Annotated in this window: 14 protein-coding genes; all 14 read right to left on the reverse strand. The window is 46.4% G+C overall.

Features of this window, described 5'->3' with window-relative positions:
- Positions 1-32: 32 nt before the first annotated feature.
- Positions 33-2,381 (reverse strand): ATP-dependent DNA helicase, encoded by a 2,349-nt coding sequence (locus OCV70_RS14120; protein ID WP_262579788.1) that lies wholly within the window; start codon positions 2,379-2,381, stop codon positions 33-35.
- Between the two features lie 131 nt (positions 2,382-2,512).
- On the reverse strand, positions 2,513-3,832 hold the full coding sequence (locus OCV70_RS14125; RefSeq protein ID WP_021924929.1) for an aspartate kinase: 1,320 nt from the start codon (positions 3,830-3,832) through the stop codon (positions 2,513-2,515).
- A gap of 35 nt (positions 3,833-3,867) precedes the next feature.
- Positions 3,868-4,572, reverse strand: a complete 705-nt coding sequence (tsaA, locus tag OCV70_RS14130) for a tRNA (N6-threonylcarbamoyladenosine(37)-N6)-methyltransferase TrmO (RefSeq protein ID WP_021924930.1) — start codon at positions 4,570-4,572, stop codon at positions 3,868-3,870.
- A 56-nt stretch (positions 4,573-4,628) separates the two neighbouring features.
- Positions 4,629-5,756, reverse strand: a complete 1,128-nt coding sequence (locus OCV70_RS14135; protein WP_262579789.1) for an MGDG synthase family glycosyltransferase — start codon at positions 5,754-5,756, stop codon at positions 4,629-4,631.
- Positions 5,753-6,364, reverse strand: coding sequence for a glycerol-3-phosphate acyltransferase (locus OCV70_RS14140; protein ID WP_021924932.1), 612 nt, complete (start codon positions 6,362-6,364; stop codon positions 5,753-5,755). The genes OCV70_RS14135 and OCV70_RS14140 overlap by 4 nt, the downstream gene beginning before the upstream one ends.
- A gap of 20 nt (positions 6,365-6,384) precedes the next feature.
- Positions 6,385-6,723 (reverse strand): DUF1622 domain-containing protein, encoded by a 339-nt coding sequence (locus OCV70_RS14145; protein ID WP_021924933.1) that lies wholly within the window; start codon positions 6,721-6,723, stop codon positions 6,385-6,387.
- Positions 6,724-6,789: 66 nt separating this feature from the next.
- Positions 6,790-7,956, reverse strand: coding sequence for a 23S rRNA (uracil(1939)-C(5))-methyltransferase RlmD (rlmD, locus tag OCV70_RS14150; protein WP_117854075.1), 1,167 nt, complete (start codon positions 7,954-7,956; stop codon positions 6,790-6,792).
- Between the two features lie 9 nt (positions 7,957-7,965).
- Entirely contained in the window at positions 7,966-8,637 is a 672-nt protein-coding gene (locus OCV70_RS14155) for a GTP pyrophosphokinase (RefSeq protein WP_021924935.1), read from the reverse strand.
- 109 nt (positions 8,638-8,746) lie between these two features.
- A complete protein-coding gene (locus OCV70_RS14160) occupies positions 8,747-9,301 on the reverse strand; it encodes a phosphatase PAP2 family protein (protein WP_021924936.1) in 555 nt (184 codons plus the stop codon).
- A gap of 102 nt (positions 9,302-9,403) precedes the next feature.
- The gene (locus OCV70_RS14165; protein WP_117854079.1) at positions 9,404-10,324 is read right to left on the reverse strand and encodes an LCP family protein; all 921 of its coding nucleotides are present in this window, start codon (positions 10,322-10,324) and stop codon (positions 9,404-9,406) included.
- The gene (locus tag OCV70_RS14170; RefSeq protein WP_117854082.1) at positions 10,321-11,739 is read right to left on the reverse strand and encodes a sugar transferase; all 1,419 of its coding nucleotides are present in this window, start codon (positions 11,737-11,739) and stop codon (positions 10,321-10,323) included. The genes OCV70_RS14165 and OCV70_RS14170 overlap by 4 nt, the downstream gene beginning before the upstream one ends.
- A gap of 44 nt (positions 11,740-11,783) precedes the next feature.
- Entirely contained in the window at positions 11,784-12,605 is an 822-nt protein-coding gene (locus tag OCV70_RS14175; RefSeq protein ID WP_117854084.1) for an immunoglobulin-like domain-containing protein, read from the reverse strand.
- A 26-nt stretch (positions 12,606-12,631) separates the two neighbouring features.
- Positions 12,632-13,366 (reverse strand): YveK family protein, encoded by a 735-nt coding sequence (locus tag OCV70_RS14180; RefSeq protein ID WP_117854087.1) that lies wholly within the window; start codon positions 13,364-13,366, stop codon positions 12,632-12,634.
- Positions 13,367-13,424: 58 nt separating this feature from the next.
- Complete coding sequence (locus OCV70_RS14185; protein WP_117854089.1) at positions 13,425-14,156, reverse strand: CpsB/CapC family capsule biosynthesis tyrosine phosphatase; 732 nt, start codon at positions 14,154-14,156, stop codon at positions 13,425-13,427.
- Positions 14,157-14,201 lie beyond the last annotated feature (45 nt).

Genomic DNA, 14,201 nt, shown 5'->3' on the forward strand with positions numbered 1-14,201 from the left:
AACTGTTTTTCCACCACAGTGCAACTGTTTCTTTATTTTGCCATTTCCCAGAACCGTTTCAGCTGCTCCTCCACATTGGACAATGTGCAGGTTTTCCGGTCATTCCACTCTACGGGGAAAAGGCTGCTGTACTCTCTTTGCCGGAAACGCTCGTCCAGAAGCAGGATCACGCCCTTATCCTCTCTTGTGCGGATCACCCGGCCGGCTGCCTGCAGTACCTTGTTCATCCCCGGATAGCGATACGCATAATCGAATCCGTTCTCTCCCTTTTCGCTGTAAAAAGAACGCAGGATTTCCCTTTCATTTCCCAGCTGGGGCAGCCCGGTTCCCACCATAATGGCTCCGATCAGCTTCTCTCCCATCAGGTCGATCCCCTCTGAAAAAATCCCTCCCATAATGCAAAAGGCCACAAGGGAATCCTGATTGTGCTCGAACTCTTCCAGAAATTCTTCCCTTTCGCTTTCCTTCATGGAGCTGTTCTGGCAGATGCAGCGCACCCAGTTTACTGAAAATTCTTCGTCAAAAATCCGGTAAACCTCTTCCAGCATCTTGTAGGATGGGAAAAATACCATATAGTTTCCCTTTTTCTGCCACACTGTTTTTGCAATATATTCCGCGATTCTGCGGTATTCCTCGTAGCTGCGGCGGGTGTATAAGGTGCTCACATCACAGGCATTCAGGATACAGCGTTTTTCCTGGGAAAAAGGAGATTCCACGTAAATCCCGTAGTCATCCGCCCTGCAGCTTAAAAGCTTCCGATAATAGCTCATCGGCAGAAGAGTTGCGGAAAAGAACACAGCGCTGCGGCCTTTTTTCAGGTACTCTCCCAGATTGGCTGCCGGATTCACACAGAACAGCTTCAGCCGGAAACGCCCGTCCGCTCCATTTTCCGCATAAACCACGTAGTTCTCATCCACCAGCTCTGCAATGTTCAGAAAATTCCGCACATCAAAATAAAACTGCCGTACCTCGTCTTCCAGTTCTGCATCTTTATGTTCTTCCAGAAACATATCGAATTCTCCCTGGATTTTCAAAGCCATCATAGTAATGGTGCCTGTTCCCGGAAGGATTCTGTAAGTTTCGCATTCTTCCTGCAGTTCCTTCAGCTGATGGTTCAGCTTTCCAAGAGACCGATACAGCTTCGGTGCCTTGTCCTTCATTTTCTGGCGAGCCAGCACTGCATCCTCCTTGCAGATGGCAGCGCTGTACATTTCACGGCCACGCTCTACCAGATTGTGGGCCTCATCAATGAGAAAAATATAGTCTCCGCCCACGCCTTCCCCGAAAAACCGTTTCAGATGCACCGTAGGATCAAACACATAATTATAGTCGCAGATCACTGCATCCACCCACAGCGCAAGATCCAGACACATCTCAAAGGGACACACCTGCCGCTTCTCGGCCTGGCCAAGGATGGTCTGCCTGTCATAGACATGAGAGGAGGTCCACAGCTCATAAACCGCATCATTGACCCGGTCGAAATGGCCTTTGGCATAGGGACAATGGGCAGGATCACATTTCGTCTCCTCCATAAAACAGAGCTTATCCTTGGCCGTGATGGTCACCACCTTGTATTTCATGCCTTTTTCCTGAAGAACCGCAAAAGCCTCCTCTGCCACTGTCCTGGTGATGGTCTTGGCAGTAAGGTAAAAAATGGTCTCCCCTTTTCCCTCGCCCACAGCGCGGACAGCCGGGAAAATAGTGGACATAGTTTTTCCAACGCCTGTAGGAGCCTGGATGAAGATCTGCCTGCCAGCGCTGATGGAATGGTAGACGCTTCCCACCATTTTCCGCTGGCCTTCCCTGTACGGGAACGGAAATTCCAGATTCTGCAGGGATTCGTTTCGTTCCTTCTTCCATTTCAGGCTGTAGCTCAGCCACTTGTGATATTCATCCAGAAGTTTTTGGTACCAGTCACTCAAATCTTCTATGGAAAAAACCTCGCGGAACCGTTTTATCTCTTCGGTGTCCAGATTGGCGTAGGTCATCTGAATTCCAATGGAAGACAGATTCTCCTCCATGGCCACAATATAACCGTAACACATGGCCTGTGCCTTGTGAACAGCGACTGGCTGCTCCAGCTTTTCCACATTTCCGTAGATTCCCTTGATCTCATCGATCCAGGTGGTTTCCTCCTCTGTGAAAATGCCATCGGCCCGGCCTTCCACCTGGATGGAAAGGTCCTCATAGCTGCTCTCGCGTTTCAGTGCCACCTCAGCCCGGTAATCCCCGTCCATCTGCTTCTGAAGCTTGCGGTGGAGTCTGCTGCCTTTTAGCATGGCCTCTTTGTCCATGGTTCCCCTGCGGCTGTCAAGATCCCCGCTTCGCAATATAAATTCCACAAGATTTCTCACTGATATTCGTGTTACTGGTTTCTCCATCCCATGCTCCTGTCTTTGATCCCGGCGCCTGTTGCTGCCGAAAAAAGGAGCCATAAGCCAATATTTCCACACATCTGATGGGAAAGGAGGCTTACAACTCCTGTTTTATTTTCTTAAACTTTGTACCTGCCTTACATCTGTGTCAGCACAAAAATATCATAAATTGCCTTCACTGCATTCTCAAAATCACGGTTCTCCACACCGATGATAATGTTCAGCTCACTGGATCCCTGGTCGATCATCTTCACGTTTACATTGGCATGTGCCAGTGCAGAGAAGATTCTTCCTGCAGTACCTCTTGTGGATTTCATTCCACGGCCAACCACTGCAATCAGTGCCAGGTCAGATTCCATCTCCACGAAATCCGGCTGAACCAGACGATGGATTCCTGCGATTACCTGCTGCTCTTTTTCCTCGAATTCATCCTGGTGAACGTATACTGTCATAGTATCAATTCCGGATGGAACGTGCTCGAAGCTGATTCCCTGATCTTCGAATACCTGAAGTACCTTTCTGCCAAAACCGATTTCGCTGTTCATCATGGATTTCTCAATGTTGATGGAGCAGAAGCCCTTCTTGCCTGCAATACCGGTAATGGTGTATTTCGGCTTACGGCAGGTGCTCTCTACAATGAAGGTACCTTTGTCGTCCGGACGGTTGGTATTGCGGATGTTGATCGGGATTCCCTCTTTTCTTACCGGGAAAATTGCATCCTCGTGAAGGACAGTGGCTCCCATGTAGGAAAGCTCACGAAGCTCACGGTAGGTGATGGTCTCGATCACTGCAGGATCCTTCACGATTCTTGGGTCTGTTACAAGGAAACCGGATACATCTGTCCAGTTCTCATACATATCAGCTTTTATTGCCTTGGCAACCAAGGAACCAGTTACGTCAGAACCGCCTCTTGAGAAGGTAGTAACAGTTCCGTCTTCTTTCGCACCATAAAAGCCAGGTACTACTGCATTCTCACATTTGGAAAGTCTCTTGCCCAAAAGCTTGTCTGTTTTCTCGGAATCCAGATTGCCATTTTTGTCAAAGCGGATCACATCTGCTGCATCTACAAATTCATAGCCAAGATATGCTGCCATTACTTTACCATTCAGATATTCTCCTCTGGATGCTGCATAATCTCTGCCGATCTGTGCCTTGAAGTTCTCTTTGATCACCTGGAAATCCTCATCCAGGGAAAAGGTAAGGGAAAGACCTTTAATAATCTCATTGTAACGGGATTTGATCTCCTCTAAAATTTTCTCGAAATCCCCATCCTTTGCAGCTGCATCATAACAGCTGTACAGAAGGTCTGTTACCTTGGTATCACCGTCGAATCTCTTGCCAGGTGCGGATGGAACAACGAAACGTCTGCTCTCCTCACTTCTGATAATGTCTCCCACTTTCTCAAACTGCTCCGCATTAGCAAGGGAGCTTCCGCCAAACTTTACTACTTTTTTCATAATCCTTGTGCTCCTCGAAAAACTTTTTCTCCATTTTATGAGAAAATCCGACTTTTTGCAAGTTTTTTTTCATTATCAATACGAATTACCCGCAAAAGCTCTCCATCCACCTTAAAATGAATGTCCTGATTTCCAAAGGACATTCCGTACTCCCGGTCAGGATCCTTCTGATAGCCTGGTCTTGGATCATTTGCAAGAACGGCCAGAAGTGCCGCCCTTTTCTCTTTTGGAACCTGCTCCAGAAGCCCCGCAGGAAAATCCACCTTCAGCTTATGATCCTGTATCTGGTCTGTAAAGCCCCCGGAAGCCTCCGGGTGGCTGTCCACATAGGCAAGATAAGGCTTAATGTCATAAATCGGCGTCCCATCCATCAGATCCGCACCGGACACATGAAGGACTGGCCCCTGGCTGGTGAATTCCACGCCTTCCAGCTTCACACTGGAAAGGCCGATGGGATTGGGCCGAAAAGGGGATCTTGTGGCAAAAACGCCTTTTCGGGTATTTCCCCCAAGTCTTGGCGGCCTCACGGTAGGCGACCAGTCCTTTCGCACTGCCTGGGAAAATTCCCAGATCAGCCACAGGTGGGTGTACTCCTCAATTCCCCGGAAGGCCTCCGCCACCTGATATTCCGGCTCGAATACAATCTCCGCCTTCAGTTCCTTTATCCTGCCGCTCTGGTGAGGAATCCCAAACTTGGTGGGAAAGTCACTTTTTATGTGGGCGATTACTTTCATTTCCATAATTCTCTGGTTCCTGTTCTTTTTAACGCTCGAATCAAGTATCTGCTATATGGACTTTATAGCAGTGCCTTTTCATCCGTTAATTTTCCTTTTATAAAATCACAGATATCTTCTGCTGCCATTTTGTTGATATTTTTCTGCTGCCTTCGAATCATTTCATCCGCTGCTTCTTTGTCAGAAAGCAATTTCAGGCCAGCCTGCACCTGTCCTTTTATCGTTTTCGCAGAAACGCTCATTCCAAGCCTTCCGAAAAATTTGCGGTTGGCAGTCTCACATCCCGGAATGGGTTCTGTGTGAACCATGGGGATCCCCGCAACTGCCCCTTCTGTGGAAGTCAGCCCTCCCGGCTTGGTAAAAAGGACATCACAGGCTTTCATATACAGATTCATCTGTGTGGTATAGCCAAGTATTTTTGCCCTGTCACAGGAGGAAAAGGCTTTTTTCAACTGAGATTCTACTTTGGCGTTGTTTCCGCAGACAATGATCAGCTTTTCCTCCTTCGTTGATTTCAGAATGCACGCCACCAGCTTCTTCAAATCTCCGGCGCCCATGCTGCCTCCGGCTGCCAGAATGTATTTCTCATCTTTTTTAAGACCCAGTATCTCTCTTGCTGCTTCCTTGGAAATTTCACGCCTGCAGATTCTGGACACAGGGATTCCAAGAGGGATCAGCTTTTCTTCTTTCAGCCCTCTTTTCACACAGGGCTTTATCAGGTTTTCGTGAGGAGTGATATAGTAATCCGCATCTGTCTCTTCCCAGAAGGGAATGCAGGTATAATCGGTCATCACTACCACAGTGAGAGGAAGCTTCATGCCTTTTCGCTTCATATACGTAATGGTTTCCGCAGGGTAAAGATGGGGCATTACAATCACATCCACTGGATTTTCCTGGATGTACTGGTTCAGATATTTGGCCATGCGGCCGTTCATATAATAAACTGGGGATTTCCGGGTAATGCGGCTTACGCCCATTCCAAGCTTATATGCAATTCCAAAAAGTCTGGGCGTTTTCTTGACGATCTGGACGTATCCGTCCCCTACAATTCTGGATACACCCTCTCCTGCAAGAGTAAGATAATCCAGCACATAGGCTTCATCTCCCCGCCAGGTCATAGCCTCTGCAATAGCACGGCCTGCCGAGTTGTGTCCGCCTCCGGTGTTGCAGGATAAAATCAACGCTTTCATTGGATTCTCCATTTCTTTTTGTCTGCAAACTCTAATTCTCTGGCAGCCTCCACATGCTTATACACCACCACCATACACAAAAGCAGAATTCCCATTCTTACAGAAAATTCCCACTGTGGAAACAGGGAAGCCACGCCGAAACAGCCAAAGGTAATAATGCTTCTTTTCAGATGGGATTTCACCGGAACTGCAAGGGAAAAGAAAATATAAAAGCCAGCCAGGGTCAGCACAGGCGTCCACCATGGAAGAAGTCCAAGCAGCACGCCGAAGCTGACTGCAATTCCCTTACCGCCTTTTCCCTTATGGAAAATGGAAAAGGCATGGCCAAACACAGGCGCAGCCAGCACTCCCGCAAATAGCAGGGAATCCTGCCCCGCTCTTTTGCTGCACAAATATACGGGAAAAAAACCTTTCAGCAGTTCTGCAAGAAGCACCAGGATTCCCCATCCCACTCCCGCTGCCGCAAACGCATTGAAGGTTCCAGGGTTTCCGTCCTCAGAAATCTGGCGGATATCAACATGCTTTACCATTCTGGGAATCTCGTAGGCAAACAAAATACTGCCCAGACAAAATCCCATGACCATGTAGAACAAATAAATTTTTTCCATTGTTTTTCACCTGATTAGAATCACTTGTGTCCGCTGCTTTTTTCCTCTTCCTTGATTTCCCAGTGAAGAAGGAAGGTCAGCGCCGCACGCAGGGCTATGATTCCCGCCACAATGCCGATTTCCTTCCATTCCCGTACCACAACCGTACGCAGGATCTCGCTTCCCATCTTAAATTCCAATCCCATGGCAAGCCCTCTTGCAAGGTACACGCCGGTATTGCTGTCGTGCTTCAGCCACTTGAGAAATCCGGTAATACCGCTCCAGATAATAATTGCCACGCCGATAAATTCAAAGATCACAATGGCAAGGCCTGCAATATTCTCCAGGATCCATTCCATTGTTCCAGTTATCTCTGCCATCTTAAAGTACCTCTTTTCTGCAAACTATGCCGAACATCCTGTCCTGCAAAAAGCCTTTTTCCCGCTCTAACGGGCAGCTTTCTCAAGCCAGGTCACCACTTCTGTATGGTCTGTAAAACAGAACATTTCCACAGGCTGGATCTCTTTTACTACGTAATTTTTCTTTGTAAGGAAAAGAAGATCTCTTGCCAGTGTTTCCGGATTGCAGGAAATATAGACGATTTTTTTGGGTGCCAGGCGGGTTACGGAATTCAGGAATTTTTCACTGCTTCCCGAACGGGGCGGATCCATAAATACCACATCCGCCTTCTCATCTGCCGCTGCCATCGCTTCCATAAATTCTCCGGCATCCCCCTGGCGGAAGGAAATATTTACTACCTTATTCTCTCTGGCATTAATTCTTGCATCCCGTACAGCGTCCTTATTCAGCTCTACCCCGATCACCTCTTTGGCTTTATCTGATGCGATCATACCGATGGTTCCGATTCCGCAATAAGCATCGATCACCTTCTCTTTCCCTGTAAGTCCTGCAAACTCTACCGCCTTTTTGTAAAGGATCTCTGTCTGCACCGGATTCACCTGGTAAAAGGATTTGGCAGAAATACGGAAGGATTTGCCGCAGATGGTATCCCGTATAAAGCCTTTTCCATAGAGAATGATCTCTCGTTCTCCGAGAACCATGCTTGTGTTCTTGTCATTGATGTTCAGCACAACTGTACTGATTTCCGGGTGTACCTTGCGAAGCGCTTTCACAAAGTTGTTCTTAGAAGGAAAGATCGGGGACGCCACAACCAGCACTACCATCACTTCATTGCTGGTAAAGCCTCTTCGAACCAGCACATGACGCAGCAGTCCGTATCCGGTATCCTCATCATAGGTCTTAATCTTGAAAGACTTCAGCATTCCACGGATGGTGCGGATAATCTCCTGGCTTTTTTCATCCTCGATCAGACACTGGTCAATGGGAACCACTCTATGTGAATTCTGCTCATAAATTCCGGAAATAATATTTCCCTTCCTGTCCCGGTCAAATACAGCATGAACCTTATTCCGGTAAAAATAGGGATCCTTCATCCCAATTACCGGTTTCACAGTTCCAAACCTTTTCAGAAGGCTCTGCACCTGGTTGTGTTTTTTCTTCAGCTGTGCGGGGTAAGGAATTCCCTGATACTGGCATCCGCCGCACTTTTTGGCATACGGACAGACTTTCTGTGCGTTTTTCTTTTCCTCCATACATGCTCCTTATATTTTATCTATTTTGTTTCTCAGTTTCATCATTTTCTGATCCAGATTCGCAACCTCTTCAGAATAATTCTTCAGTTCTTTTCCGATTTTCTCCGCTCCGGACAGATTCTTCTTGTACATCAGCTGGTATTCCAGCACAGACCAAAAGTCCATGGCAAGAGTACGGATCTGGATTTCCACTCGTTTACTCTGAAAATTATCCCCGAAATAGATGGGAATGTCAACAATAAGATGCAGACTCATATAGCCATTTTTCTTCGGCTTCGCAATATAGTCTTTCTCTTTTACCAGGGTTACATCCCTTTGTTTCTTCAGAATCTCCGCAATCTCGTACACATCATCCAGAAACAGACAGACAATCCTCACGCCTACAAGATCATTCAGCTTCTTCCCTGCAGTTTCCAGATCTGCAGGCAGTTCTTTCCGCATGAGCTTGGCATAAATGCTCTCCGGAGATTTTACCCGGCCGCTTACGCTTCTCATAATTTCTCTGCCATATTTCATGGAAAGCTGCTCATCTATGATCTTCGCCTTCGCCTCCACAATGCTGATAGCATACTGGCAAAGAAGATAATACTGGTCCTTTTCCATGGATTTTCTAATATTTTCAATCAGCTGCGCTTCCTCCACTGCAGCTGGTTTTTCTTCTGCCTTTTTAGGTTCCCTCATATTTTATCTGCTTCTCCTTCATAGCGTCATGGCTGCCTGCTTCACAGGCAGCAGCGAAATGATACCATGTCAGATATCGGACAATCGTCTGACGCAGGTAAAATCTCTGTTAAACTGCCGCCTTTTTCTTTTCCGTAAATACAGATATTTTAAGTGCCAGAATGGCTGACAGCCATCCAACTATGGCGCCGCCCAGAACATCGGTGGGATAATGTACGCCCACATAAAGTCTTGACAACGCAATGAGCACGGCCAGTACCATAGCTCCCTTTCCTTTTATATCCGGATACATTTTATAATATACAACTGCGCAGGAAAAAGAAGCACAGGTGTGGCCGGAGGGAAAGGAGTAATCTCTCAGTTTCTTCACCAAGGGAACCAGCCCCTCCACTGCATCATAGGGGCGAATCCTTGCCACCGCAGTTTTCAGCACCAGATTGGTGATTACCGATCCGATGATCAGTGCAAGAAGGGCGGTAAAACCGGACTTTCTTGTTTTCTTCGGGATCAGAAGGACCACACCAAGCACAATCCAGAACCAGCCTCCATCCCCCAGAAATGTAATGCCCTTCCAGAACCAGTTCATCATATCCTGCCGGATATATTGCTGGATAAACAGCAGGATCTGCGCATCTATATTTTGAATCCATTCCAGAATTCCCATCTGCATCTGCCTCCTTTATGATCTCGCACCCAAAAGAATTCATCCCTTTTGTGCCCTTATGATAAAAGGCGGTTCCAACGAACCGCCCAAAAGATTTCATAGTTATGCTTCAGCGTGATACAAAACCTGCTGAAGGTATTTCCGATTTTGTTCAAGATCCGGTACCAGAACCTGCATGCCGCTTATAGTCTGCGGGGTGTATGCACCATCTTCCGGAATCCGGTAGGTGGCGATATCACCAGTTCCAATACTCATCACATCCATAACATATCCGATGATCTCTGTGAAAGACAGATCTGTAGTAACAAGAGGAAGTACATCCTTCACAAGACCTGCAATGGAAAAAGCACTTAAGTCCTTCACTTTCTCAAAGGCTGCCATCAGCACTTCCTGCTGTCTCTCAGTCCTTCGGTAATCGGAATTGCCAATGGAACGGTTGCGCGCATGGATCAGTGCCTGCTCTCCGTCCAGATGGTTCATGCCTTCCTGAAGGTCCCAGTCTGTACGAAGAGGCTGCGGATAAAGGACACTCTGGTCACGTCCGCAGATGTAATCTGCTTCTGCCTGGGTAAGCTCCAGATCAATTCCGCCAACCTTATCTACCAGAACCTGGAATACTTCGAAGTCCACTTCCACATTTCCGTCAATCTCTACTCCAAAATTCTGAGTCAGTGTCTCATCCAGAAGATCCATGCCGCCGTATGCATAAGCTGCATTGATCCTTGTGCTGGAATATCCAGGAATTGCCACATAAAGATCTCTCATAAAAGAAGTAAGGCTTATGGTCTTCTGATCTTTATCCAGTGTTGCAAGAATCATGGAATCAGAACGCTGGCGGGACTGTCCTTCCCGTTTGTCCTGTCCGATCAGCAAAATACTCTTTATATTGCTGGTGTCTGTCTTGTCATCTGTTTCTTCGGCCTTCGCTGTATATGCAGTTCCTGGAAGTGCTCCAACCGGGCATTCCAGAAGCATTACTGCACTCAGACAAATAAGACCTTTCTTCCAAATAGAGGATCTCATTTTGCTCCGCTCCCTGTAAAAACAACCGTTACGGTCTTAAACAGAATCTTGATATCCAGTCCGATTGACCACTGCTCAATGTACTTGGTATCCAGTTCTACAACCTCTTCAAAATCTGTAATCTCGCTTCGTCCGCTTACCTGCCACATACCGGTAAGTCCCGGCTTGATTGCCAGTCTTCTTCTGTGATGAAGCTCATATTTATCCCACTCATCCATTGTCGGCGGTCTTGTTCCTACAAGACTCATATCGCCTTTTAAGATGTTCCAGAACTGCGGGAACTCGTCCAGAGAAGTCTTGCGGATAAAATGACCGATTCCCTTGATAATTCGCGGGTCATCGTCCATCTTAAACATAAGACCGTCTTTGATGTTGTTCTTCTCCATCAGTTCTTTCTTCCGCTCCTCTGCATCCATATACATGGAACGGAATTTGTAGATTTTAAATGGCTTGCCATTCTTTCCCATACGAACCTGTGAGAAGAATACAGGTCCCGGGGATTTCACCTTCATGATCGGTGCTATGAATATGTAAATGATTCCGGTAAAAATACATCCTACCAGACCGCCTGCAATATCCATAAGCCTCTTCACCAGCAGCTGCCAGGAAGATACAATGTTAATACTGCTGGACAGTACCATATATCCTGCAATCTCTTCTACAACCTGATTCTTGCCCAGTTCATTCAAAGCGGCAAGCTGTACATGGGTGACAACGCCCATGCGGTTGCAGTCCTTCATGATCTTCTTCGGAATATCCACATGCTCCGGCAGTGCGAAAAAGACTTCGTCTACCCAGTTTTTGTGAATATAAGCAGTCACATCATCAGCACCTGCAACCACAGGAACTCTCTGGATCATACTGCCAGTCTTGTTCTTGTCAAGAAGCGCAACTCCTGCCAGATGATAAGTTCCGTAGGAATCGCCGCGCAATGCCTTCACTACATTCGCCGCTTCCGCATCTGTCGTAATAATTAAAATGGAACGTTTCTCACCTTCTGCAAATTTCCTGGAACGAATCACTTTCTTCCATCCGATACGGGCTGCATACGCTATAAAAAAGTACAGCGTACACATAATCGTAAATGCCCCTCTGGAATACATCACTCCCTGCTGGCTCATAAACAGATAAAGCACAGCCAGAAGCATGACGCAGATTTCGTGTTCGATCATACATTTCATTTCTATTAGAAAGCCTCTTCGCAGCACGCCGCTGAAGCTCTCCCCAAAAAATGAAACCAGAAGCTGAAAAATCACAAGAACAAATGCCATGTTCTCATACAATGGATTCAGATAAGGAATTCCCTTTGCAACACGAATTTCATACGCCAGAATAAATGCAAGCTGCAGGCATAGGATATCCAGTATAACAAAATCAATATGCTTTAACCAGCTGTTATTTTCTTTTTTATACATTTCTCTTTGCCCCTCCCCGCATAAAAAATGTGGGTGTGTGTATTTTATTTCACTACAATTGTAAGCACTGCCCCATTGGATGCATTTCCATTGGAGTCGACAACGTAGTAAGTCAGCTCATAAGTGCCTGGTGTATATACATCAACCGTACCAGTGATCTGGATCTTGCGGTAAAGCTCATTGGTCTGATCCACATCATCCTCAATGTCCTTTACGTAGCTCAGTCTGTCGATCTGGGTTCCTCTGTTGATCTCTACATAATAGGTGGTCAGATAAAAGCGAGGATCCTGAGGACTCAGCTTGTCGATCTTAGCCTCTTCACGCTCCTGGGCTTTCTCTTCTTCTGTCATCTCAGCTTCAGGGGTAACGGCTGCATCTGCAGTGTCGCTTGTTTCTTCTGCATCATCCGTCTCATCTGAAGTACTGCCTGTAGCTGAACCTGTACCAAAGGTTCCTGCCGTATTTGAGGCAGCTGAAGTACGATCTGCATTTCCTTCCGTGAAGCCTTCTTCTGTTCCTGCTGTAAATCCTGACAGCGGTGCATCAGGAGTCATATGGTAAGTTACCTTTGTTACATTGTTGCTCTTGTCCTTGGCAACATAAATAACAGTAACTTCATCTCCCTGCTCATTGGGATACACATTCTCTACAGTCAGAGTGTCAGACACATCACCATCTTTATCATCGGTTGCTTTTACTCCATCCAGAAGCTCTTCTGCGGTCATTCCTTCGGTATAACTGCCTTTTTTGCTCTCATCAATGGTGATTTCCGGGCCTTTGCGGTCCTGTGACACATACATCCATCCAAGAAGTCCGGTTGCACCCACAGCTGCTGCCGTCATCAAAACTACTAACCATTTACGCATATCTGCTGCTCCTTATACAAATTTTATCAGCGACGCTTTCTTGATTTCTTTTTCTTGGATCTGCTTTCCTTCTCAGAAAACGGAATGCTTCCAAGAACACTAAGTCCAAGATAACGCTCTACGTCTTCCTCCACCTTGATGGTATCATTGGTAAGGTAAATGATGATGACTGCTGCCATCGCAATGATCACGCCAAGAAGTCCGCCGATCACACCATTCTTTGCAAGGCTTGGGCTTGCTTTCTCATTTGGGATATTCGCAGTATCTACTACATTAACAGCCTCAATATCCATAACTGACTGAATATGCTCTGCTGCCATGTCACGGACAGCATTTGCAATCTCGCTGGCTGTATATGGATCTTCATCTGTCACACTGATAGACACAATACGGCTGTCGCTGGATGTCTCAACAGAAACCTTGTTAAGCATTTCCTTATAGGTCATATCAAGATTCAGCTGTGCAATTACCCCTTCAAGAACGGTACGGCTCTGGATCAGCTCCGCGTAGTCCTTGGTCAACTGGGTACTTGTCTGCATATCAGCACTGGTAAGCGTATTATTGTCCTGTTTATTCAACACCATGATCTTCGTGGTAGATTCATACTTGGGAGTGATAAAAAGCATGGTTCCAATAATGGAAAGGACTCCCAGAAGAATACCGGAAAGAATAATCACGCCCAGCTTGCTGATTACCAGGTGAAAGACTTCACCTAAATCGATTTCAATTTCGTCGTTGTTATTTGTAACCTGATTTTCCATTCTTTTTCTCCGTTACCCTGTTATTTTCTTTGGCTTGTCTTTTACATAAAAATATGTATTAAAATCTTTCGTTGTTCAAAATGCATTCCGGATTGCTGATAAAGATTATATCAGCATAATCCTCACCCATCATTTTCGCAACTTTCTCGTAGGCTTTGCCCAGATGCGGTGTACGCTTTCCCATATCATGACCGTCAGATCCCACAAAATCAAGCATTTCTTCTTTCATTACTTTCTTGCAGAAACGTTTGACCATGAAACCGTCATCACCGATGATGCTGTCCGCGTTCATCTGGATATAGGCGCCCATATCTCTAAGTTCATCAATGAAGTCAATTCCGCTTTTCACTACGGAACGGTAGCGTTCCACATGGGCAACAATGGGATAATAGCCATTGCGGATCAGTGCCTGTATCCTTTCACGGATATAAGACTTCTCATCTGATGTGCGAAATTCTGCAAGCACATACCGTGAGCCAGCCATGGTAAGCCGCTCACCGCGCTTCAGGCAGTCTGCCATATCCATGCTGGAATGAAGCTCGCAGCCTAAGTACATCTCAATTCCCTCATCGCCAATTTCCCTGGCCGCCTTCCGAAGTCTCAGGAACTGCTTCTTCACCAGTTCCATAGAAGGCTCAAACATATCATACCGAAAATGAGGGGTAGCAATAATCCCCCGTACTCCATCATCATATTCCTTCTGAAGCATACGGACGGACATCTTCAGATTCTCCGCACCGTCATCCACTCCTGGAACAATGTGACAGTGAATATCATAAATACCTTTCATTTATTCTGGTCCATTTCTATACTGTTCTGTTTATATGACATTCAG

Source organism: Blautia acetigignens, assembly GCF_025566865.1.
In the GTDB taxonomy this organism is placed as follows: Bacteria; Bacillota; Clostridia; order Lachnospirales; family Lachnospiraceae; genus Blautia_A; species Blautia_A acetigignens.

Excerpts from the sequence above, each read along its gene's own strand:
- OCV70_RS14120 (WP_262579788.1), bottom strand. The coding sequence starts at position 2,381 with ATGGAGAAACCAGTAACACGAATATCAGTGAGAAATCTTGTGGAATTT.
- OCV70_RS14125 (WP_021924929.1), bottom strand. The coding sequence starts at position 3,832 with ATGAAAAAAGTAGTAAAGTTTGGCGGAAGCTCCCTTGCTAATGCGGAG.
- tsaA (WP_021924930.1), bottom strand. The coding sequence starts at position 4,572 with ATGGAAATGAAAGTAATCGCCCACATAAAAAGTGACTTTCCCACCAAG.
- OCV70_RS14135 (WP_262579789.1), bottom strand. The coding sequence starts at position 5,756 with ATGAAAGCGTTGATTTTATCCTGCAACACCGGAGGCGGACACAACTCG.
- OCV70_RS14140 (WP_021924932.1), bottom strand. The coding sequence starts at position 6,364 with ATGGAAAAAATTTATTTGTTCTACATGGTCATGGGATTTTGTCTGGGC.
- OCV70_RS14145 (WP_021924933.1), bottom strand. The coding sequence starts at position 6,723 with ATGGCAGAGATAACTGGAACAATGGAATGGATCCTGGAGAATATTGCA.
- rlmD (WP_117854075.1), bottom strand. The coding sequence starts at position 7,956 with ATGGAGGAAAAGAAAAACGCACAGAAAGTCTGTCCGTATGCCAAAAAG.
- OCV70_RS14155 (WP_021924935.1), bottom strand. The coding sequence starts at position 8,637 with ATGAGGGAACCTAAAAAGGCAGAAGAAAAACCAGCTGCAGTGGAGGAA.
- OCV70_RS14160 (WP_021924936.1), bottom strand. The coding sequence starts at position 9,301 with ATGGGAATTCTGGAATGGATTCAAAATATAGATGCGCAGATCCTGCTG.
- OCV70_RS14165 (WP_117854079.1), bottom strand. The coding sequence starts at position 10,324 with ATGAGATCCTCTATTTGGAAGAAAGGTCTTATTTGTCTGAGTGCAGTA.
- OCV70_RS14170 (WP_117854082.1), bottom strand. The coding sequence starts at position 11,739 with ATGTATAAAAAAGAAAATAACAGCTGGTTAAAGCATATTGATTTTGTT.
- OCV70_RS14175 (WP_117854084.1), bottom strand. The coding sequence starts at position 12,605 with ATGCGTAAATGGTTAGTAGTTTTGATGACGGCAGCAGCTGTGGGTGCA.
- OCV70_RS14180 (WP_117854087.1), bottom strand. The coding sequence starts at position 13,366 with ATGGAAAATCAGGTTACAAATAACAACGACGAAATTGAAATCGATTTA.
- OCV70_RS14185 (WP_117854089.1), bottom strand. The coding sequence starts at position 14,156 with ATGAAAGGTATTTATGATATTCACTGTCACATTGTTCCAGGAGTGGAT.